General features: G+C 30.2%; 24 protein-coding genes. 1 reads left to right on the top strand and 23 read right to left on the bottom strand.

Annotated features, from left to right (window positions below):
- Nucleotides 1-136: 136 nt before the first annotated feature.
- The 11 genes from BIV18_RS07425 to BIV18_RS07375 form a co-directional block, all read right to left on the bottom strand.
- Nucleotides 137-1,528: an ABC transporter ATP-binding protein gene (locus BIV18_RS07425; protein WP_075659996.1), complete on the bottom strand. Its 1,392-nt coding sequence runs from the start codon at nt 1,526-1,528 to the stop codon at nt 137-139.
- On the bottom strand, nt 1,525-2,253 hold the full coding sequence (locus tag BIV18_RS07420; protein WP_075659995.1) for an energy-coupling factor transporter transmembrane component T: 729 nt from the start codon (nt 2,251-2,253) through the stop codon (nt 1,525-1,527). Before BIV18_RS07420 ends, BIV18_RS07425 begins: the two co-directional genes overlap by 4 nt.
- A 31-nt stretch (nt 2,254-2,284) precedes the next feature.
- On the bottom strand, nt 2,285-2,842 hold the full coding sequence (locus tag BIV18_RS07415; protein ID WP_235860814.1) for an MptD family putative ECF transporter S component: 558 nt from the start codon (nt 2,840-2,842) through the stop codon (nt 2,285-2,287).
- A gap of 25 nt (nt 2,843-2,867) precedes the next feature.
- Nucleotides 2,868-4,592 carry an ABC transporter ATP-binding protein gene (locus BIV18_RS07410; RefSeq protein WP_075659994.1) on the bottom strand — a complete coding sequence of 575 codons (1,725 nt, stop codon included), beginning with the start codon at nt 4,590-4,592 and terminating at the stop codon, nt 2,868-2,870.
- Nucleotides 4,589-6,358: an ABC transporter ATP-binding protein gene (locus tag BIV18_RS07405; protein ID WP_075659993.1), complete on the bottom strand. Its 1,770-nt coding sequence runs from the start codon at nt 6,356-6,358 to the stop codon at nt 4,589-4,591. Before BIV18_RS07405 ends, BIV18_RS07410 begins: the two co-directional genes overlap by 4 nt.
- A gap of 107 nt (nt 6,359-6,465) precedes the next feature.
- Entirely contained in the window at nt 6,466-7,080 is a 615-nt protein-coding gene (locus tag BIV18_RS07400; protein ID WP_075659992.1) for a TetR/AcrR family transcriptional regulator, read from the bottom strand.
- 613 nt (nt 7,081-7,693) lie between these two features.
- Nucleotides 7,694-9,004 (bottom strand): DNA methyltransferase, encoded by a 1,311-nt coding sequence (locus BIV18_RS07395; RefSeq protein ID WP_144015209.1) that lies wholly within the window; start codon nt 9,002-9,004, stop codon nt 7,694-7,696.
- A 2-nt stretch (nt 9,005-9,006) separates the two neighbouring features.
- Nucleotides 9,007-10,335: a hypothetical protein gene (locus tag BIV18_RS07390; RefSeq protein WP_075659990.1), complete on the bottom strand. Its 1,329-nt coding sequence runs from the start codon at nt 10,333-10,335 to the stop codon at nt 9,007-9,009.
- A gap of 8 nt (nt 10,336-10,343) precedes the next feature.
- Complete coding sequence (locus BIV18_RS07385) at nt 10,344-11,621, bottom strand: HNH endonuclease (RefSeq protein WP_075659989.1); 1,278 nt, start codon at nt 11,619-11,621, stop codon at nt 10,344-10,346.
- Nucleotides 11,622-11,650: 29 nt separating this feature from the next.
- Nucleotides 11,651-11,860 carry a helix-turn-helix domain-containing protein gene (locus BIV18_RS07380; protein WP_075659988.1) on the bottom strand — a complete coding sequence of 70 codons (210 nt, stop codon included), beginning with the start codon at nt 11,858-11,860 and terminating at the stop codon, nt 11,651-11,653.
- Between the two features lie 200 nt (nt 11,861-12,060).
- Nucleotides 12,061-12,261 carry a type II toxin-antitoxin system YafQ family toxin gene (locus tag BIV18_RS07375; protein WP_416351107.1) on the bottom strand — a complete coding sequence of 67 codons (201 nt, stop codon included), beginning with the start codon at nt 12,259-12,261 and terminating at the stop codon, nt 12,061-12,063.
- Between BIV18_RS07375 and BIV18_RS11450 the strand changes: the two genes are divergently transcribed.
- Nucleotides 12,250-12,297, top strand: a complete 48-nt coding sequence (locus BIV18_RS11450; protein ID WP_416351111.1) for a hypothetical protein — start codon at nt 12,250-12,252, stop codon at nt 12,295-12,297. The genes BIV18_RS07375 and BIV18_RS11450 overlap by 12 nt on opposite strands.
- A 29-nt stretch (nt 12,298-12,326) precedes the next feature.
- Here the strand turns inward: BIV18_RS11450 and BIV18_RS07370 are convergent, their stop codons facing one another.
- The 12 genes from BIV18_RS07370 to BIV18_RS07325 form a co-directional block, all read right to left on the bottom strand.
- Nucleotides 12,327-12,599, bottom strand: coding sequence for a type II toxin-antitoxin system RelB/DinJ family antitoxin (locus BIV18_RS07370; RefSeq protein WP_075659987.1), 273 nt, complete (start codon nt 12,597-12,599; stop codon nt 12,327-12,329).
- Between the two features lie 312 nt (nt 12,600-12,911).
- The gene (locus tag BIV18_RS07365) at nt 12,912-14,588 is read right to left on the bottom strand and encodes a recombinase family protein (protein ID WP_075659986.1); all 1,677 of its coding nucleotides are present in this window, start codon (nt 14,586-14,588) and stop codon (nt 12,912-12,914) included.
- A 91-nt stretch (nt 14,589-14,679) separates the two neighbouring features.
- A complete protein-coding gene (locus BIV18_RS10535; protein WP_142956343.1) occupies nt 14,680-14,841 on the bottom strand; it encodes a hypothetical protein in 162 nt (53 codons plus the stop codon).
- 701 nt (nt 14,842-15,542) lie between these two features.
- A complete protein-coding gene (locus BIV18_RS07360) occupies nt 15,543-16,244 on the bottom strand; it encodes a replisome organizer (RefSeq protein WP_075659985.1) in 702 nt (233 codons plus the stop codon).
- A gap of 81 nt (nt 16,245-16,325) precedes the next feature.
- Nucleotides 16,326-17,396: a PDDEXK nuclease domain-containing protein gene (locus BIV18_RS07355; protein ID WP_075659984.1), complete on the bottom strand. Its 1,071-nt coding sequence runs from the start codon at nt 17,394-17,396 to the stop codon at nt 16,326-16,328.
- A gap of 149 nt (nt 17,397-17,545) precedes the next feature.
- Nucleotides 17,546-17,689 carry a hypothetical protein gene (locus tag BIV18_RS07350; RefSeq protein WP_235860813.1) on the bottom strand — a complete coding sequence of 48 codons (144 nt, stop codon included), beginning with the start codon at nt 17,687-17,689 and terminating at the stop codon, nt 17,546-17,548.
- Between the two features lie 148 nt (nt 17,690-17,837).
- Nucleotides 17,838-18,365, bottom strand: a complete 528-nt coding sequence (locus BIV18_RS07345) for a DUF3801 domain-containing protein (RefSeq protein WP_075659983.1) — start codon at nt 18,363-18,365, stop codon at nt 17,838-17,840.
- A gap of 182 nt (nt 18,366-18,547) precedes the next feature.
- Nucleotides 18,548-18,682, bottom strand: coding sequence for a hypothetical protein (locus BIV18_RS11285; protein ID WP_268875152.1), 135 nt, complete (start codon nt 18,680-18,682; stop codon nt 18,548-18,550).
- Nucleotides 18,683-18,714: 32 nt separating this feature from the next.
- Nucleotides 18,715-19,236 carry an HXXEE domain-containing protein gene (locus BIV18_RS07340; RefSeq protein WP_075659982.1) on the bottom strand — a complete coding sequence of 174 codons (522 nt, stop codon included), beginning with the start codon at nt 19,234-19,236 and terminating at the stop codon, nt 18,715-18,717.
- A gap of 301 nt (nt 19,237-19,537) precedes the next feature.
- On the bottom strand, nt 19,538-21,172 hold the full coding sequence (gene mobQ / locus BIV18_RS07335) for a MobQ family relaxase (RefSeq protein WP_075659981.1): 1,635 nt from the start codon (nt 21,170-21,172) through the stop codon (nt 19,538-19,540).
- 335 nt (nt 21,173-21,507) lie between these two features.
- Complete coding sequence (locus BIV18_RS07330; protein ID WP_075659980.1) at nt 21,508-21,798, bottom strand: DUF3847 domain-containing protein; 291 nt, start codon at nt 21,796-21,798, stop codon at nt 21,508-21,510.
- A 205-nt stretch (nt 21,799-22,003) separates the two neighbouring features.
- Complete coding sequence (locus BIV18_RS07325; protein ID WP_075659979.1) at nt 22,004-22,648, bottom strand: ABC-2 transporter permease; 645 nt, start codon at nt 22,646-22,648, stop codon at nt 22,004-22,006.

The following is a 22,648-nucleotide window of genomic DNA, read 5'->3' as shown; positions in this document are numbered from 1 at the left end:
GGCATAAATCCTCAAAAATAAAAAAATATTATAAAGTTTATATTATAGGGTATTCTAAAAAATACTATTCATAACTTCTCGTTTTTCTTCCGTTTTAATCATATGTCTATCTTGTAATTTACTAATGTATGCATTTTCATAAGTAAGTAAAATCAATCACTTTATCACAAACTGACTCTAAAAACTCAACATCATGGGATATTATTAAAATCAACTTATCTTCTTCCTTTGCTTTCTTTATGTTTTTAGCTACTATTTTCATATTTCTATAGTCCAATCCACTAGTTGGTTCATCAAAAAATAGAATTTTCTTGTCGGATAGTAAAGCTGATAAGATAATTACTCTCTGTTTTTGTCCTCCTGACAAGGTGTGAGGATTCCTATCACTGATATTTTTTAACTCCATCTCTTTTAACCAAGTATCTAAAGCATTATCATCTTTAATATTTGATGTTAATACTATTTCATCTTTGACAGTGTCCGTGAATAACTGACAGTTCACTTCCTGCATAATAAGCAGGCTCTCATTTAGCCTACTTTTTATATTTAAATTCTCATCATCTTTTAAAATTTTACCTTTATTTTCTTTGTATAAGCCACATATAATTTTTGCTAATGTAGACTTCCCAATTCCATTTTCTCCAACAATCCCAATAATATTCCCATAGCAAAATTTAAGATCCTCAATGGACAAAATTATTCTGGTATTTCTTTTGAATATCAGATTTTTTAACTCTAATAAAGTCCCTTTATTTGAAGTTTCAAAATCATCAAATCTTTCAATAGCTTTATAATCAGAATGCCTAAGTCCTGTTCTCTTTCGTTCATCTTCACTTAGATTTTCAATTTCGTCCATACTATATTCTCTGATGATTTTTCCATCCTCTAAGTATATTGCTCTATCAACAATGTCTTTTAAATACCACAACCTGTGTTCTGCAATAATAATAGTTTTTCCTAAAGATTTAAGCTTTTTTATTGTAAGCGATAGTTCTTTCATTGACTTTATGTCTAAGCTTGAAGATGGTTCATCAAGAATAAATATCTCAGGGTTTAATGCGTAAATGCTTGCTATAGCAATCTTCTGCTTTTCTCCTCCAGAAAGATTGAATATATTTTTATTCATCAAGTTTTCAAGATGAAGCTCTTTTTCAACTTCTTCAATCCTTTTGTTAATTACTTCTCTTTCTATGCCGTAATTTTCTAAACCAAAAGCGATTTCATCGGTTGTATTGGTTGTATAAAATTGTGTTTTAGGATTTTGAAAAACCGAACCTACATTCTTAGATAATTTATAAATTGGTGTGGTAAATGTATTCATACCATTGACCATAACGCTGCCAGAAATGTCCCCATCATAAAACTCAGGTATTATACCGTTCATAAGCTTTAAGAGAGTAGACTTTCCACAACCACTCCTACCACATAGAAGAATGCATTCTCCTTTTTTTATATTCAAATTAATTCCTTTTAATGAGTAATTAGCTCCTCCCTTGTATTTAAAACTTAATTCTCTAATTTCAATCATAAGTCCCACCCCGAGATTTTCATAAATACAACGATTAACATAATTAAAATAATAGAAAGTAAGACACAAATATCCTTTCTTTTAAATTTAATAAGATATCTACTTGTTTTGTTAACAGGAGCATCAAGTCCCCTTATAATGGCTGATTGAGAGAGCTCATCCCCAATTTCTATCACACTTACGAATAAGGGCACAAAAAAATATTCCATAATTAATGTTGGTCTTCTTGTTAAATTGATTAAGTTAAAATTAATTCCTCGAGTTTTCATCGCCATATTTATATGACTCCATTCGTCTTTAATCGTAGGCAAACATCTAAATATTACAGAAATCATTATGAGCGAGTCTTTTGGAAGTTTTAATTTTTGTAAAGTTGCTACTGCACTGGAAACAGATGTGGAATTTAAAATCCATTTACCCACGATAATACATGGCAAAAATTTTCTCCCAATTGCTAAGAGAAATAAAATTAAATTCATAAGAAAATTTATATTCAAATAGGCTAAAGATTTTTCTAATACGACACTTATTACAAAAAATAAAATATACCTTATAGCGGATTTTTTATAACCATCACTAATAATAATGACAAGAAAAAATAATGTAATAAGACTTTGATAGATCCAATCAAACCCTAAAAAAATTAAAATATTCGCACCTATAAGCAAGATAAGTTTTGTTCTGAGGTCATATTTTGACCCCAGAACAAACTTTGAATTATCCATTATAAAACTCCTGCGGATTCCAACTTTTTATTTAATATTTTTTTGTAAAATAAGAACCAATCAAAGAGAATATAAATGTTCCTATAATCATAACTGGTAACATCCATATTGGTGTCCATGCCCTTATTGTGTTACAAAAGCTTTGATCTAAGCCACCTTTTATTACACTTTCAAAAAATGCTTCTCTCATAACCCAAATTGGTAAGAATCCTCCAAATAAGTTTAGAGAAAAAAACATATGACTAATTGTATTTTTCTTAAAGTCTGTATAATTTCCACCTTTTGCTATGAACATAGCAATTATTCCAGCAGGCACTGCCACTAATGGAGCAATTGGAATATGTCCAGTTGCAACTAATAAAATACTTGGTAATATAGCTGCGATTACAATAGCAGTAGCTGATTTTGTCTTTGCAAGAAGCATATGATAGGTTGGTGCAGCAAGTAGTGCCACAAGCATAGGCATTAGTAAAAATAAAACAGGGACAGGCATTGATATTGCCCCAATTACTAAATATGTTACAAAGTAAAGTGCAATTAAAACACCGGCTGTAACTGCGTTTTTTGATGATTTCTTTTGTGTTTTCATAAGTTTTCTCCTTTAAAATTGATTGTTACTGCACAATCTTCCATTCTTTAGACTTTTCTTGATAATTCCATAAGTCTTTATATAGTCCTTCATTTTTAATAAGTTCTTCATGCTTCCCAACTTCCTCTACCTTTCCTTTGTTTAAAACAACAATTTTATCAGCTCCCATTACGTTTCTTAATTTATGAGCTACAACCACAACTGTTTTATTTTTAATTAAATTTGATATTGCCTCTTGTATAATAAGTTCATTTTCAGGATCAAGTGAAGATGTTGCTTCATCAAGTAGTATTATTGGTGCATTTTTTAATATTGCTCTCGCTATTGATATTCTTTGTTTCTCACCTCCAGACAGAGTCGCTCCTCCTTGTCCAATCATAGTGTCAAATCCATCATCTTTTTTGACTATAAAGTCATAAGCTCCTGCCATTTTTGCAGCATTCATGATTTCATCTTTACTTGCATCTTCATTTCCAAATTTTATATTGTTATAAATTGTGTCTTTAAAAAGATACACATCTTGAAAAACAACAGAAAATTTATCCATTAATTTATCAGGGTCGGCTGTTAGCAAATCTACTCCACCAATTTTAATTGTCCCTTCATTAGGATCATAAAATCTGGAAATTAATTTAATTAGTGTAGATTTTCCAGAGCCAGAGTAACCAACAAAAGCAGTTAATTCATTTTCATTAATGTCTAATGAAACATTATCGATAACCTTAGATTCCTTGTAAGAAAATGAAACATCGTGGATTTCAATTTTGTTGCTTTCGTTTACATCGCAATTACCTGACATAGGTTTAGCGTTAAGTAAGTTAATGATTCTCTCTCCTGAAACTGATGCCATTTGTAGACCTGTATAATTTACAAGTGCAAGCTCCAAGGGATCAAAAATCCTTGTGCCTACAAATAAGAACATTAAAAATGTATCAATTCCCAAAGATCCATTTATAAATAAATAGGAACCAACTAAACTCATCAAAGGAAGTCCTATTCTTAAAATCATACTTGCTATAGTAGTTAATGAACCAACCCCTTTCTCACTCTTAATATTTGCGTCTCTCGAGTTATCTATATCTTCTTCAAGCTTTGTTAATGTATCATCTAAGCTGTTATAAGCTTTTAGAGTCTTAATAGCATCCAAATATTCGTTTATATCTTCTTCCTCTTTTATCCTCATTTTCTTTGTTTTCAAATAAATTTTTTTCTGAAAGTTTTGCATGAGTGTAAGAAGTAAAACAGAAATCGGCAAACCAATAAGTGTTGCTATTCCCATTTTTACATTAATTATCAAAAATAATATTGAGCAAAGAACCGCTACACATATACCACTGAAAAATTGAGGTAATTGATGAGTTACTGCCGTTTCAACTTTGAAAAAATCATTCATTAATGTATCTAAGATCTCTGCTGAACTTTTTCCTGAAATATAACCTATTGGCAGTTTTCTTATGTGGTCTGCAAGCTCTATTCTTCCATCTGCACTTGTCTTATATCCAAGTTCATAGGTATATTTTGTGGCTAAATTTTCCAATAAGAATGTTATTAAGAAAAATATTGCCATTATCCCAAAATACTTCCATAAAAGGCTCGTATCTATACTATTTGCACCTCTATTTAAAAATAGTGTTTCTACAATTTTCGCCAAAGCAATAAATGGTATAAGGTTTGAAATAGATGCCAAAACATTTAATATAATTGATTTTCTTATATTATTCATCTTTCCTAAAGTAATATTTCTTATCATTCATTCTCACTCCCTTCTATATCCATTTGCCAAATATTTGTCTTCTTATAAATATCAAAGAGTCTCTTATATATTCCATCTGCAACGATTAAATCTTCATGCTTACCTCTTTCTGCAATTTTTCCATCAGATATTACTAAAATTTGATTTGCATTCTCTATGGTATTTAACCTATGAGCAATCATGATAACTGTCTTATCTTTAACCAATTCAGACAAAGCTTCCTGCATAAGATATTCATTTTCAGAATCAGCAAAACTTGTTGCCTCGTCTAATACTAATATTGGTGCGTCCTTTAAAATCGCTCTTGCTACAGCAATACGTTGTTTCTCTCCTCCAGATAAATAAGTTCCTTTACCCAAAACAGTGTCATACCCATCAGGAAGTTTTACAATAAAATCATGACATCTTGCTTTTTTACATGCTTTTATGACATCTTCTTTTGTAGAACCTGTCTTTGCCATAGCAACATTATTGAAGACTGTATCTGTGATTAAATCACTGTCTTGAAAAACAAATGCTATCCTCTCCATTAAGGCGTTCATCGGAATATTTTTTATATTGACTCCACCAATTTTAATAGAGCCTTCTGAAGGTTCATAAAATCTCGGTATTAGCGTTCCAATTGTGGATTTTCCAGCTCCCGAATAGCCAACTAATGCTGTAACTTCTCCTTGTCTAGCACAGAAGCTTATATTCTTTAAAACCTCTTCATCTCCATAAGAAAAGCTTACATTCTCAAATTCAAGATCATGACCTTTTATCTCTTCCTCGCTATTTTCAATTGCCAATTCTTTTTGATCTATAATTTCGTAGATTCTCAAAACAACTTCATTTAGTAAATTCATTCCTTCTGCAAAATCTCTAAGTTTTAATGCAGGTACGCTAATGGCAGGTGCAAGAATTAAATAGAAAATAAAAACTGTAGCAAAATCCAAGTTATTATTTCGTGACATTAAAAGTATTCCTACTGGAACTATGAATGTAGCAACAGATAAAATAAACATTCTAAATGAAACAAATCCCGGTCTTATCATTGATGTCATCGAACTTGTAAAGTCTCTATATTCTCCTACTGACTTTGAAAAAGTTTTAAATGATTTTGCTCCTGTTCCAAATATTTTCACTTCCGGCATACCTTTAACGTATTCAGTAGTTGCTGAATTAATTTGATCCAGAATCGCAAAGTTCTTCTCAAGTCCACCCGACTTTATAATCTTTGCCATGATTGCAATCTGAATTCCTAAACCTACAAATATAATTAACAAGGTCGTAAGACCTAATATTAAATTTATCTTCAACATAACAATTATCATTGCTAAAATTAGTGCTAAAGTTGAAATTAGATTTGGTAATTGATGAGAAAAATAACCCTCAATTTGATTCATGTCCGATCCTAATACTTGCCTTATTTTTGACTTGTTGTCTCCGGTAAAAAATCCTAAAGGAAGATTCCCAATATGAAATAATATCTTCTTTTTTAAGTTAGCTATTAAAACATAAGAAAACTTATGGCATAAAATACCGCCAATGTAAGTTAAGCAGTATGACAATACCACTGCTGCAAGTCCATAGATGCAGAACTGTATTGTACTTTGTTCTAATTTTCCATATAAAAATAGAGATTTTATGACTTTGTATATCACCAAAATTGGACAAATACTTAATAGCATACCAAGACTAACAAATAATATCCCTCCTACAAGTTGTCCTTTTTTTATTTCACTGTAGGAAATAATATCTTTGATTGATTTCTTCTTTTTCATCTAAAACATACCTCCTTACCGAACGAGTTCGTTCATTTGCCTTAAAACTAATACAAGGAAAACACCATTGATGTTTCCCTTGTAAAATCCTTATATTTTATTTTTCTCTAATGAGGTCTTTGAAATAGTTCGCTTATTATTCCAAAGGCTTCACTTGAATTTGTTTTGTTTTCTCCCTTAATAATATAGTCATTATATATTGTTCCAACAGCTCCGTATAAAATAAAAGCTGCAAAACTTCTCACATTTTTCCTGTTTATTCCCATATTATTTTCTATTTTTTTATTTTCAATTCCTTCAATTATAAACTCTGAATAGACATCTATAAATTTTCCAATGTAATGAATCAATTCCCATAGCCTGTACGAGTTATCTGTAATTGAATTCTCTTTTGAAAAATTATATTTTGTCGTAAACTGACCGATATCTTTTACTATAAGTTCTCTTAAAATTTTTATTCTTTTTTCGTAATCTATTTCCTTATTTTGAAGTATATCCAACTTATTTTTTAGTTTTTCTTCAAAATATGTTTCCATACAAGCCAAGAAAATATCTTCTTTTGATTTGAAATAATAATAAAACATTCCCGGCGCTCCGTTAACTTCTGCGAGAATATCTCTAACAGAAACTTTCTCATACCCATATTTCTCGAAAAGTCTGGATGCTATGTTTATAAGCTCCTGTTTTCTTTCTTCTGGATCTTTTACATTTCTCTTTACCAAAACCTCACCACCTATTGACCGACACTCGTTCTTTAATAAAAATTATCATTTTCTTATACTTTTGTCAATAGTGCCCTGAATTTATATTCTGAGTATGGTATAATTTTATTTACTATAAATAACACGCTTAACGCTTATAACTTTAATAGCAAGCACAGTAAGTGTACGGACACTTACGAAAAAATTAATGGAGCAGACCTTCACGGAATGCTCCATTTTTTTAATTTTTACCTTGTTAGGGAGAACCCTAAGACCCCGAAATATATTTTATAAAAGAGAATAAAATGGCAAATAAATTTAGAAATGAAAGAATAAAAATAAAATAGCTAAAATGTTAACTGAGGTATATAATCCTCTAAATGTATAAGATAATCAAGATGTGCTAAAAAACTTTTGGATAGTGTAATGTATAGACTCTTAAAAGTAGAACTTGATTAATATTTAGACTATTGGTATGGGAAAATCCATTATCACCTAACACAAGAAATGATATACAAAAAACTGTTAAGTCATTTTACAACTAATTAATTAAATATTGTGTCCAGTTTTATGGGTACACTTCATATCAGGATTTAGGTTGATACACAAAATTATTTATAGATCCTATCTATCGTCACCCTTCATTTGGTTTTCTAAAAATCAACACATGATCTTCTTTAATTTTCCCACCTCTTCCCAACCTATGAAAGCCCATGAAATGATTTTTTATTTCATATGACCAGCGATTTTCTAATTCATAACCTACTAATTCAGCAATTCGTACAATCAAATCTGCGGACTCGACTAAAATGTCACTAACAGTACTATTTCCAATAACCATTACATAGTGCCCATTTTCTTTCAATAAATCAAACATACTCTCTAAATGTTTCTTCATGAAATTAAAATAGTCATTAACTATATAGGCATGCTTTTGGCCATTTTTCTCATCCTTAAATATCTCTTCTATTACACCTTTAATACATTCAATTTCTATATCGGAAATATCGAAATCACCATATTCCTTTTTATAAATCAATGTTGTCCCTGTGTAATTTCTTCGCTTCTTATTTTGTTTTTCTTGAGTGTCAAGCTCAAATAAGTCTCCAACCCAAAACAATTCAGCCATTTGATTATAAACATAATCAATTGATTTTATATATGGTGGAGAAGTTATAACTAGATCAAATTCAGAATTCACAAACTCTCCAATATTTGGACTTCCATTTGATTGAATAACTTTAGCTTTTGTTTTTCCATCCCAAATATCATATAACTCATTAATCTTCTGAAGATAATATTGTGACTGTTTTTTGAAAAGTGTATCTACTTCAGCTGGAATTTTTTCCTTCGTCCCAGACACATAAGTCTTTTGGGACTGATTATCTGCATTAGATACACGTCGGATAATTGAGCTAAAAAGCACAATTAAGCAATCATAATAGTCTTCAACATCTTCTATTGTTTCAAATTTGACTAGTACTTTATCGATACTAGTCCTTATTCTTCCTAAATCTCTTTGAGCCTTCTCAGTGAACCAATGGTCTATGTTGTGTGTCTTCGGTTGAAAAACTTCATTTTCAATTTTAGAGTTTTTGATAACACAAGAAATCATTTCTTCTAAAATTTCTGGTTGTATCGGTGTTGATTTTACTTTCGTAATTAAACAAGATAGAGGATCGATATCAACTCCAACAGAATCATACCCATTTATTAAACCTTCCACTAAGGTAGTACCACTTCCGCAAAAAGGGTCGATGATTTTAGTCTCCTCTTTTTTAGCATATTTTTCAATGGCCCATTTTGGGATTTGTGGTATAAACTTTCCTGGATATTTATGGAATCCATGCGTTAAATATGAGACATCTTGATTTTCAATATTAAAAATTGTACCATTATCGATTTCTAAAGGAAGGTCTTTTACATACTTAATTTTCTCTATCATTATCAATATTCCTTCTTCTTTAAAACAATTATTGATTCTCTCATATGTTCGAGTACATCATTAAGTTTTGTTCTTTGTTGTGGACTAGTGGTTAAGTGTCTTGTTTCTATTATTTCTTCTACACTAAAACCAATATTTTCTGCAATTTCTGCTATTAACAAATCCGTTGGTACTAAGATTCCACCATAAGCTGAGTTTCCAACAATAATACAGACATATCCATTTTGTTCTGTCTTATTAAAGATGTTAATTAGCAAGGCCTGCATATCATCAAAATAACCTTCTATAACTTCAGGTATTTTATTGCTCCAAAGTTTTTTTTCACTTATCAAGCTAACTAAATGTTCTACAGACTTGTTTTTATAAGATATTTCTTTGTAGCCTAATGCTGAAGACGTTGATCTAAATCCTGTTTTCTTTAAGTTTGAAAATTCAGTTCTGCTATCAACAAAATCGCCCATCCATAATTCAATCTTATGTATTTCAAAGTAATCAAAAAAGTTTACATAAGGTGGTGAAAATATCGTCAATTGAAATACATCATCAAAATCATGAGTTATGTCAATACTATCTCCTACATAAATTTTAGGCTCAGCTGCTTCAATAGGATAATTTCTCAAGTCAAATAAAATATCATAGATTTTAGATAATAACTCCGACTTTATATATTCAAATTTATTTTCCGGAAATTTTTCTTTTTCCCATTCTTCAATTGGTATATTGATATACCCTTTTTTATTTCTTTTTCTATTTCTATACTTTAATCCATTGCCTTCTTTTTTTACGTTTGAAACACTTTCAAGAATAGATAACCAAGATAAATAAAATATATCTCTTACATAGTTATCTTCAATACTCTGTATATTTTCTTTAAACTGCAATAAACTTTGTAAAATATCATGATTAAAGTATTTTGTAGCTAAATCAAAATTTGTTTTACGATATTTTTTATCTTGCTCCTCTGTTAAAAATTGTTTTTGAATTTCCTCAATGTCTGTTATATTTTGATCTGAATATATTCTATTTTCTACATTTGAAATAAATGCTGATAATGGGTTAACATCTATTCCGAATGTTCTTAATCCATTTTTTCTTCCTGCGAGAAGAGAAGAACCACTTCCAACAAATGGATCCAATAAATTACCTTTTATATTATTATCACTTATTATTTTATCTATTAACAAATATGAATATCCTTCTCTATACGGATACCAACGTTGGTAAGGTTGATTGATAGCCTCCTGAAAATTAACATGACTCTCGTATTCTGTTTTTTTAGAGATTTTATATTTTTCTTCAAGTCCCTTTAAAAACTCTGTATCTTCATACATACCTTAATCTACTCCCCTAAAAATATATGCTCTTTATGATAGTTTGTATAGTGGCCATCAAATTGATTTCTTCCATGACCCATGTTTAGCTTTTTATTACTACTAATTAGAATTCTTTGAACATTTTCCTGTTCAACATTTTGTACAGCTTCGTAAGAATAAATAAAATTTGAAATGATAATTTTTCCTGTTAAGTCAAAAGTAAATAAACCCGCATCATACATTTTATGGCAACTCATGCATAAAGCTACACCATTATTTAAATCTTCCTTTGAGTTAGGACGCAAAATATCATTTACTCTGTGTGGCATTATATGTGCTGCTTCTATGAAAATAGAGCCTTCTGCATCGCAACCTGGAATAGCACATTTATAATCATAAAGACTTTTGATATCATTGGCCCAGCCTGAATTTCTTCCTCTTTGAATAGCAATAGTTCTATCTAAGATCCTTTCATCAATTAATTTGTCAGATATATTAATGTTTTTCAAAGTATTTATTGCTTCTAGTAAATTATCTGAAGCATACTGCTTAAATATCGTTATTAATCCTTCACGAAATGGAGCACCTATTGCTAACGGATATGCAATTATTTCCTTGGCTCTAATTCTATTCATTGGAACATAATCTTCAATTGCTTGTATCATTGGTTCATACTCTGCATTTAAAGAATATACTCGTTCATTTTCCATAATTTTTTCAATAAATAATCCAGATTGTATTAAATCATTGATCCAGTAAGAAGTGTTTTTGCCTACTCGTGATGTATCACCATCAATTAAATCTGATAGTTTAGCGTAGGATATCACTGTATTTTTTCTCAAGTATTTAATTAATTTTTTTACAACCAATGTGTCTTCATTAGGATATTCATCATAATCGCGATTTGTGTGTGTAAATGAACGAGTAGCAATAGAATTTGCAATAATCATTTTATACAACAAATTGCTATCTTCGCCTTCACCATTTTTAACTGAGTTAGACCATAATAAGCCAAGACTAGTCCATTTCAAAGGTAATAAAGTACTATCTTCAAGGAAACCTAATCGAATGAAATTTCTTATTTTTGTTTGCATAGTGGAAGGTTGTATAGATTTTGATCCTGTTATTCCTTCAGCTGAGAAATTGTATAACCAAGCATTTTTGGGATTCCTTCGATCAATACTCCAACTTTTTCCTATATATTCATTTTTTCTACTTGCAATATAAAGATTCTGAATTGTAGCTAACTCAGATAATTTCCCTGTAGTTCTAGAGTGAAACCAATCTCCCAAAAAAATAGTCATTTCAACCTCCCCTTAAATAAACACCAATCTTATTTCTGACTAAAATAAATGGACACCATATCACCAAAGTCACAATTTAATTTTTTAGCAATACGATATAATACTTCCATAGACACAAATTCACCCTTCCCCATTTTTGAAACAGTCGCTGGTGCTAAACCAACTTGTTCAGATAAATCTTTTTTATTCATATTTTTATCTATTAATATTTTCCAGAGGCCTTTGTAATTAACTTTCATTCTTTTATCTCCTTTTTATGTAAAGATGAAGTTTATTTTTATAATTATATCACATTTGTTTTTTTAAAAACCCCTCCATCCGTATTCCGGATTTTGGGGTTCAGGTCAATCGTTGCTTCTTTTAAGATTTCACAATCTATCTCATTTTTTTAAGTTTGTAGAGGGTGTATTAGTCATAGAAGTCTCTCATTCGTGTTATTTTACTTAAATATATCTGAGTGTGAGCCTGTTCTTACTAATGATAATATTAAAACCTCTTCTATTTTTTCATATATTAACAAAAAATCTGGCTCTATATGACATTCTCGAGTCCCTTTGTAATTTCCGGTTAATGAAAGTTCCCTATATCTTTCATCAAGAGTTTCATCTTTTGCTATCTTCTCAATAATATCAAAGAGCATTTCAATATCTTTTCCTTGCTTTTTAGCCTACTTTAGGTTTTTTAAATCTACTTGTAAACTTTATTTTATACTTCAAGGGATTTCCTCAAATCATCCATATTATCGTAAGCTCTGACCTTCTTATCTTTTGCTATCATTCTTCCTTCTTCTATAGCTTTTATAGTTCCATCATTTGGAATATCAAGTTTTAAATCAAAAGGAATACCACTTTCTCTAATGCTTGCCCTTAAAAACATATTGATTGCTGTAGTCATATTTAAGCCTAAACTGGAGTAGATTTTTTCTGCTGCCTCTTTTATTTCTTTATCTGTTCTTATATTCAAATTCGTTGTAGCCATTTCATCATCTCCTTTAGGATAATTATATAGGTTTATTCGTACAACGTCAATACATTGTCATTATCCAATGGTTTTACATTTTATATAACATATATAACGAATCCTTACTCCCTTCAAAAAAAAGAGCAGCCTTTTAAGCTACTCTTGTAGAAAGTACAAAATGAGTTAAATATATTTTTGTGTTTCCTCATACCAGTTGCAAAACTACTCTTACGTCCATATAGTTTTTTTGAGTTTTTTTGACGTATCCTTCCTCATCTTTATCGAATACAAAATGCTTATAAAACTGCTTAAAATGCAGGATTTCTAAATTTATATCTTTTGTATCAACGCTATAGTCTCAACTTGTTCATTATTGTCCATACTTATATTCAAGTCATCATCTATAATTGGGAGCTTGAAAGTAATCGATTTTAGCCATTGTCCGTTAGGTTGTTTTTCTTCATAAACTTGAATTTCAGAAATCAAAGCTGTAATTAACTGCCTACGCTCTACATCATTCATGACTTTATAGAGTTTATCAAAATAGATCAGAACCTTATATATGTTATCTCCTGTGAGTTTTTCAGCTTCAATAGTCTGTTTCTTTGCTTTCGCATCAATTAGTGATGATTCTAATTCATCTATTTTGTCATACATGCGATAAAGTCTATCGTCTAAATCCTGTTTTCTTCTCTTATAATGCTTATCTTCAACATCTAAATTATCTATTTCCTCAATTAGCTTAAACTTTGTAGAATGACTCTTCCTCAATTCCTTTTGGTAATTATCTATTTCTTTTTCTATTTCAGAGGTGTCCACCTTCATGTTGATTTTTTCTTGCATCATAGAAGCAAATTTCGGATTACTTACAATCTTGACAATCACCTCTGCAACAGCATCATCTAACAATTCTTCTCTAATTTGCTTACGGAATGTACACTTATGACCTCTTATCATCTGCCTATGTTTACAACCATAGTAATAAAAATCTTTATACTTTGTGCCATCTTTCTTTTTCTTGGTACACTTGTTTCCAAACATTCCCGCTCCACATATAGGGCATTTTACAATACCAGAAAGCAAGTGTGTGCGTGTATCTTTTCCTTTATTCACATGCTCATATTTCTTTGCTTGAGATTTTAGCTTAACCTGAGCAGCTTGCCAAACTTCGTCGGAAACTATAGCTTCATGTATTCCTTCTGATATTAGATATTCATCTTGTTCAACCTGCTTATATTCATTTCTTGTACCATGAACTTTTTCTAAAGTTCTTCTTCCAAATGCTATTTTCCCATTATATACAGGATTCTTTAATATCTTTCTTATAAGACCTGCATCAAACAAAGGATTTTTACCATTCTGTCTTGGGATTTTTCTAATTCCATGATTCTCTAAGTATTTAGATAGCCCATTGGCTCCTATCGTAGTATTTACATACTGGTCGAAAATCGTTCTTATGGCAACTGCCTCTTCCTCATTTATAAACAGTTTGCCATCTTCAAGTTTATATCCATACGGAGCAAAGCCACCATTCCATTTTCCTTCCCTTGCTTTTTGAATTCGACCTTCCATTGTTTGAATACGAATGTTTTCTCTTTCTATTTCAGCCACAGCTGATAAAACAGAAATCATTAGTTTCCCAGCATCTTTAGATGAATCAATGCCATCTTCAACACAGATAAGATTAACTCCATAATCCTGCATTATCTGAAGTGTAGAAAGAACATCAGCTGCATTTCTTGCAAATCTTGATAACTTAAACACAAGAACAAAAGATACTCCATCTTTTCCAGATTTTATATCTTCCATCATTCTATTGAACTGTTTTCTACCTTCAATAGACTTGCCAGACTTTCCGGCATCTTCATACTCTCCGACAATTTCGTAATTGTTGTAAATAGCAAAAGCTTTCATTCGTGATTTTTGTGCCTCTAACGAATACCCCTCTATCTGTATTGACGTAGATACTCGTGTATAGAGGTATACTTTTATTTTTTCTTTTAACATAGCATTAACCTCAATATAATTTTTCTATATCATATATAATTTTTCGAATTTAAGTTTGGACTATCATTTCAAGTATATTATAACACTTTTATTAGTCCGTCTCAATTTGTGTTTTTGCCATGTCAAAACTATTTTTCATCTCTTGATTTTTTGCTGGCGTTGGATCGGGCAGATTATCTAAATCTAAAACACCAGCATATTTTGCAATCAGATTTGCTATTAAATCAGCCAATCCATTCCAGTCATTGTCCAATATATACCTCCTCTCTCTAAAGTTTTATATCTAATAATTATTTGTTTAATTAAGTTTTACGACATTGACAAGTGCTTTGGATTAGCAACATAGGAATCTCACCTCCGCCTCTATTCCGGATGAGCCAGCTTCAACCTTAGAAGTATCATTATCCTCATTTTCTTCATAGCGGATAGGGTATCCCTCCCTATATTCAAACTCTTACTTATCGCTCTCTTTCTTCTTCCCTTGCTTTTAGCTTAGCAGTACTTATTATGCCGAATTATTCAGCAGAAAGATCTTGACGGATAGGTTATTACGCTCCAAAAATAATTAACGTCTTGTCTTGGTCTATTCAATTATTAAGGTTCAAAATTTATCGAGAGTTATTAATCTTTTTAAAATATGATCATCAGAAAATACTTATCTTGATGAAACAAAATTCTTTAAAATTACCCTCTTATACTTAACAGTGAAAAGAAGTCTTTCTTGGTAACCAATTTTGAAATAGAATTTGCTTATGTAAAAAGGTCCAATTCCCAATGCATAAGTTGCAGTGAAAATTAGACCCTCTTGGTAACTGTCATCTAAAAGTCTTCTAACATTTCTTTAATTTTCTAATCGCCTTTTAAGTGTCATATTTACATTTTTATTATCTCTGGCATACTTTTATACCTTTTTAGACTTAAAGTCTTTAATAGTGGCTTTCCACCTCTTTTTATCTATAAAGATTCTCCTACATCATAGTTCATTTTTTTATTTAAACCTTTCTGTGTTAGTTTTTCTTTATCTTCTTCATACCATTTTAAGATTGTCGCATAGTGGTTTTGATAGGTCTTACCACTGCTTTCCATGTATCTTGATAGTTTATTTATCATTATTTCTGTGTGTGAGTTTAATTTTTCTTTTAAATTTTTATATTCTTCTTTGCTTAACCTTACATTTTTGAATTCTCCATAGAATATGGGGGTGGACTGTTCTTCTCTCCCCTTATCTATACTAACCTTATCTAATCTACCCTTATCTATACTGGGTTGACCACTTGACAACCTTTGGTTAACCAGATGACAACCAACTTTTTCTTCTGAAATATATGCTCCATTTTCCGTCTGATAAAGCTGTTGTTTCTGCTCTATATACATTGTTGGCTTATATCTGTCTTTTCTAATATAGTTATTTATCTTCCAATGAGTAATGACGATAATTCCCTGATCAAAGACTATTACAAAGCCTTTGGCAATAAGTATTTTCAGGTCATCTTCATTTGCTCCGATAATCTTGATGATTTTCTTAGGATTATTTACAAAACCATCATCATCTGCCCTCATTGATAGATGAAAATATAGGCATTGACTACTTAGTGGCATATCCAAAAATAAGTCGCTATCTACTATCTTTAATGAAAACATTCTTTTATCTGCCATGCTCTCCTACCTTTCTTTAAATAAAAAAGACGATAGTTTTTACTTCTACCGCCTTTTGTACATTTATTATGTTTTTAAAATTTATTTTAGTTCGTTTTCAATTTCTTCTATGGTTGGTAATGCTCCCTTTAAACTTTCAGGAATTAAGTTTTGTAGATGATATTCTGAAATTCCAATAGGCTCTCTTGAGCTTTCAGAAGCATATTTTGCCAATACATTATCCTTTGTCTTACAGATTAAAAGACCTATTGTTTGATTATCCCCATCTCCCTTTAATATATGGTTTACAGATGTTACATAGGTTCCAAGTTGTCCTATATCCGCAGGTTTAAATGCGGAAATTTTAACCTCCACAACTACATAGCAATGTAGCTTAATGTTGTAGAATAACATATCAATAAATTCTTCTGAATTTCCAACTACAAGTCGATATTCTCTGCCCACGAACGAAAAGCCTGTTCCTAGCTCCAATAAGAATTTTTGAATATTATCCATCAAAGCGTCTTTCAATTCTTTTTCATCATAATTTTGCCTTATAGATATAAAGTCAAAATTATACGGATCTCTCGTCATTTCATTGGCTAAATCACTTTGTGTAGCAGGCAAATTATTTGTGAAATTTGTTATTGCTTTTCCTTGTCTCTCAAATAGATATGTATCCAAGAAATTTAAAAGCACAGCTCTACTCCAGCTATTTTCTAATGTTTTAGATATAAAGAAAAATGCTTTATTCAAATTTCCCTCACATCTATCCATAATATATCTTTGATGTCCCCATGGGATACTAAAAATCATATTAAAATCTCCACCGACTTTAGATATTTGTAAATCGTCCACAAGCTGTGGACGATTTAATGGCGAATACATTTCATAAAATTTTTTCATATATTTTAAATTAGTAACAGAAAATCCTTTGACATTTGGAATTTCATTTTTTAAATCCGAACTTAATTTTTTATAGAATCCGCTTCCCCATCTGCTTTCTGCCTTTAAGCTAATAATTTCTTCACCTAAACTATAATAAAACTTTAGCATTTCAGAATTGACCGAAACTGCTGCTTTAAGTTGCCTGCTTGTATATGATTTTTTTATTTTCTCAAGCATTTTTATATATTCACTATCTCCTACAATAGCTAAATCTTTTTTATCCATTCTCATCACTCCAATCTAATTTTTTATTTTATTCTGTTTTTTGCACCAATAGTGGAAGTTTACATCTTTTTATCATAATCAGCTTACGGTAAACAAGCTCATTTTATCATTACACATTTAGTTTAATTAATGTGATTATACCAAAAATGTTAAATTTTTTCTATCTCTCCCTCTCTCTCTTTATCTATCTCTATATCTTTCTCTATCTCTTGTCGGACATGGGTTGGACTCATTAAGGACAATGTCCTCTGTTTATTTTGTCTGTGAAAAATTCTTCTTTCAATTTTATCCAATAATATCTTTTGTTTGCTGCCATATCTGCTACTTTCTTGATTTTCGATAATCGAAATTCTTGATTTCCGATTTTCGGAATTCTGGACTTCTTCTTTTCGGAAGTCTTGTTATTGTGGTTATTTAAGGGTGTAACTTTTCGTTACTCCCTTAGATTTCTCTGGTCATATCTTTTTTATTTGGTTTTACTTTTTCTTTTACTTTCCTTTTGACTTTTTCTTTTGTCTTATCCTTGTTCTTGGATAGGTCTTTGTATTTCTTTATTTGTTTTAGGATACTTTCTTTTTCTTTTTTATTTTCTTTTGCTATAACTTGCTTAAAGGCATATTCCATTACTTTTATGTCTTTAGCTTGAAAAAATACTTCATAGTTTTTACTTTCTTTGTTTTTCATTACTGAGAAACTTACTCCAAGTTTTTTTAGTTCTTTTTTTAAGTCTTTGAGGTCGCTTTGATCTATGCTTATATTTTCTAGTTGTCCTTTCTTGTAGAGGTCTTTTATTTTCATTTCATCGCCCATAAGACTTTTTAGGTTTCCGTTTGCTTTTTCTAAAGTTTCATTCATCTTTTTTCTTATTTCTTTGTCTAAGTTGATTGATTCTTTTGCTGCCTTTATTGTGTATGTTATTATGGTTTGTGCTGCTTGCCCTGCTTCTTTGCTTATTTCTTCGTTTATCATGTTTTATCTCCTTTGTTTGAATTAAAAAAGGGAAGTATAGACTTTAATTTTTCTATACTTCCCTTTGATTGTTTTTATTTGGTTGTTCTTGGTGGTGGAATGCTTATTTTTGATGTTTTTATAGCTTACTTAGGTATTTGTACCTTTTATACTTTAAAATAGCTTACAATGCCTTTCCACCTTTAGTAGTTTATGTGTGTTCTTTTATCTGATAGATAGTTTTTCATGTTGGAATATATAATCTGCACTTCTTCATTGTTCATTGCTCTTATTTCTTCTGTGCTTTTATATGTTTTGTATGTTCCATCTCTGTCCAAAAAAGCAATTTTTATATTGACCTCACTTTTTACTAATCCCCATTTTTATTGATATACCTCGTAAAAACTCCCATCAGCTTGTGAGCAAAAATCAAATTCACAAAAACGATTATAAACCCAATTACCATAAAAGCATACATTTCTGATAGATAATCAGAAAAATAATCCAATACTTTTAAGATAATCCAAACACTTGGAGGCATAGAAATAATGCTTGTTATAACAGCAGGGATATATTTTCTAAAAATGATTGCCTGTATGATATGAACCACAAAATGGACGGTACACGCTATAAACGCTCCCAACCATATTCCCCATACAAGCGAATTATTTATAAGACTCGTTGCAATGCAAAGAATGATACAAACAATCAACTCCTCAAAAACCGCAAATGCGAAACCTTCTGTACTAAAATCTTTTGACATTTTATGAAGTCTTGGATATTTATGGTTGATTAAATCTGAATTTTTATTTAGCCATACTTTAGCACCTATGATTTCTTCCATATCATGAAAAATAAAAATAATAGGGAAGAGCCAAATGTATTCTTTCATGCATACTTATCCTAATCTATCAAAAGCACTCTAATTTGGAATGATTTCTTTATTTGATTATACCAAATTTCGCAAGATTTTTCTATCTTTTGATGCCTCACTCTTTATCTAATAACCGTGAAAAGACTAATTTCCCTACAATTCATATTTAAAGCAACCTCTACTTTTAAGTTTGTTATCTTCATTTGCTTTTGTGAGTTCATCTATTAGCTCTTGCCTTTTATTCATCTCTATTACCTCCTAGATCTGCCTTTATTTTCTTGGTCATATTATAGCTTGGATAAGATATTTTTACCAGGTCTTATCTTTCTTGATTTTTGTAATAGTCTTTAGTCATTTGTCTTTTTTTATTAAACTTATCACTATCTTGCTTATACTCTTTTATCTTTTCTATGATACTTTCTTTTTCTCCTCTCTTGATTGCCTTGTCAATTTCTATGGATAGGTCGATACTATATTCTTTATTCACTACTTCTACTGCATATTTAATATGGTTTATTTCCTTGTATCTTTCCCTTATCTTTTCTGATTCTGTATTTAATTTACTGATTTCATCTTCTAAGTTTTTAATTTCACCTAGCCATTCTTTTTCTCTTAATTTTTTCTTTCCACTGATTTTTTCAATTAAGGTTCTTGCCCTTATATGTTGGTCTATTTCCTTTTGGTTATTCTTGTAGAAGCTTTCTTTGAATATTTTCTTGTTTTCATACTCTTGATAGGTTGCTTTTGTTTTTCTTACAGTCTTTGCATAGGCTAAACACTTATTAAGGTCTTCTATCTTTTGACTGTTTTCTTTTATGGTCTTATATATTTCAGAGTTTTTACTTCTTAGGATGTTTATATGTCCTTGTAGGTCTGATATGGTTTTTATTTTGTTTTCTCTTAAATAATTTATTCCACTTGCATATCTTTTTAGATCATAGATTGCCTTGTTTCTTTTCCCATAAAATGATAATCCACCTCTATTATTTTCTTGCATTTCTTGATAAAAGCTTAAATATTCATAGAGGTTAAAGAGTCCTGATTCATTTTCGATTTGCTTTTTACTTTGGTCTTTATATTCCCTATATGATTCTTTTAGCTTATCTTTAAAGCCTGCTAACCATGATGTTATTTTCTTTATTTCATTGCCTATGTTTTTTAATAGTTCATTTTGTTTTTTTATTTCACGATTTATATCTCCTTTTTCCGTTCTTATTCCTTTTCTTTCCATTGCACTAGCACTTGCTCCTAGATGTATTGTTGGTATTTGTTTTATGCCTTGTCTTTTAAAACTCCTATGGTCTACTCTTTTTTCTGCTCCTGCTCTTTCTAAATATTTGTTACAAAGATCTGAAAAATTTTCTCTCCATTTTTCTACATTGCCTTTATCATTCCAGCTTGTTAGTTCTACTTTTCTTGTCTTAGGTTTTCCATTTTTGTTTAATACTTTTTCTCCTTTTTCATCTAGGATATATTCTTTTTTACTTTTTTGCCCCCATGTTCCATCTTCATTTATTGGTCTTACTATGGTCATTATATGAGCATGAATGTTTTGATTTCCCTCTCTACTTTCATCATGGATTGCTAGGTCTACTATCATTCCCTCTTTTACAAAGTTGGTTTTTATATATTCTTCTATCATCTTTTTATTTTCTTCTATATTTAACTCTTTTGGTAGGGATATGATAAAGTTTCTTGCAAGTTGGGCATTAGAGTTTTTCTCAAATAGTTCTACCGAGTTCCACAATGTTTTTCGGTCTTTATATTCTTTTGGTGCGTGATCTGGTAAAAATATTTCTTTGCTAATTACTCCTTGTTTTTTGGTGTAGTCATGGGTTACTCCGTCCCATTCATTTTTTATTTTTTCTCCACTTATATATGCTGCACTTGCTACTGCACTTTTGCCTTTTCCTCTTGATATTATGTTTACTGAAAAATGAAAACTGTCTGCCATTTTTATCACTTCCTTTCTTTCTTTGTTGTTTTAGGCGGAGGCTTAGAAGATTTTCTATAACCACTTTGTGAATGAGCGTTTTGAAATGATAGAATTAAAAAAGCCGACTACTGAATTAATTTTTGTTGTTTCAGTATGTCGGCTTAATTGTTTTGTTCATTTCAAATTTTAAAAGTCAAGGGCGAGCGTTAGCGAGTTTATTTACCATTGACTTTTAAAAAGCGAATGGTTGTTGCTCCCTGCAAGGGTTTGGCTCCAAAGGCACGCAAGCACCCTTTAGGGTGTATAATTGCGCCCTTAGAAAATCTAAGGGAGATTTGGTTATTTTATTTTTCTTAATTTTCTCTCATTATTCTTAGTGTTTCTTTAAATTCTTTTGTCTTTGTTGCTTCTTCTAGTAGGATTTTTATTTCTTCATCTGTTAGTTCTTCTGCATTTTCTATAAGGCTTTCTAATATTGCTCCTCTTGTTATTAGCCTATGAGTTCTTTCTTTTCTTTTTTTCACTATGTCTTGTTTTAATATCTTCTTTTCTTGATTTTTTAGTTGTCTTAATCTTTCTTCTGTATGATCAATTTTATCTTTTATGTTTTTTGATTCTTGTCTTATTTGTTCTAATTTTTTCATGCAAAACTCCTTTCTTACACTATTTATGGTACTAAAAAGGCGATAGAATTTTTAATTTCTATCGCCTAAGATATCCATTTTTTAATATTTTTCTAATTTAATAAGTTTTTATCTCCATACTACAATACTATATTCTAATCCTAGCAGATCTGAATCATATTATAATTACTTATTACACTTATTAATTCTATATCTATCATTTATCCTAAATGTCTAATTTCAAATTTTCCATTTTCTTTGAGTTCAATGCAAAAGACATTGAAAATATTACCAAGTATATTATACAAAGTACAATATTCCCACCTGACTTAGAAAATCCAAGCCTATTTAATGTAAATATTTCTATTGATACTAGCATTATAGACCCAATCAAGCCTAAAACCATCCACAAATCACCTTTCTCTAAATCAATAAAGTACATGGCTAAGTAGAAGATTGATACTAATTGTAATATAAGACCTAATAGAACATTTAACAAAGATATTAAGTCTGAAGATCCATAATCAAAATAATGCTTACCTAGATAAATTGATATATAATTCAAAATAATCAACATCAATATAGAGAAGAGAATAATAACTACTTGACTTACATATTTTGATAGTATTATATTTTTACTTTTTATTGGTAGCATGAATTCATATTTATATAATTTTAAATCATAATCTTTTCTTTGAGATAAAAGTAGCAATAAACTATTAGCGAAGATTACTACTGCAAAATACGCAAAAACAATCATTTGTATGTCAGCAAATAAATTTATTAGAATCCATACTAAAATTAAAAACGCATTCATTATATAAATATTTTTAATGTTTTTATAATATATTTCTAACAACAACCCTTTCAT

The sequence above is a fragment of the Peptoniphilus grossensis genome, assembly GCF_001940285.1.
GTDB classification, from domain to species: Bacteria; Bacillota; Clostridia; order Tissierellales; family Peptoniphilaceae; genus Peptoniphilus_A; species Peptoniphilus_A faecalis.
The sequence above is the reverse complement of the archived record's forward strand: the minus strand, read 5'-3'. Positions and strand labels throughout refer to the sequence as shown.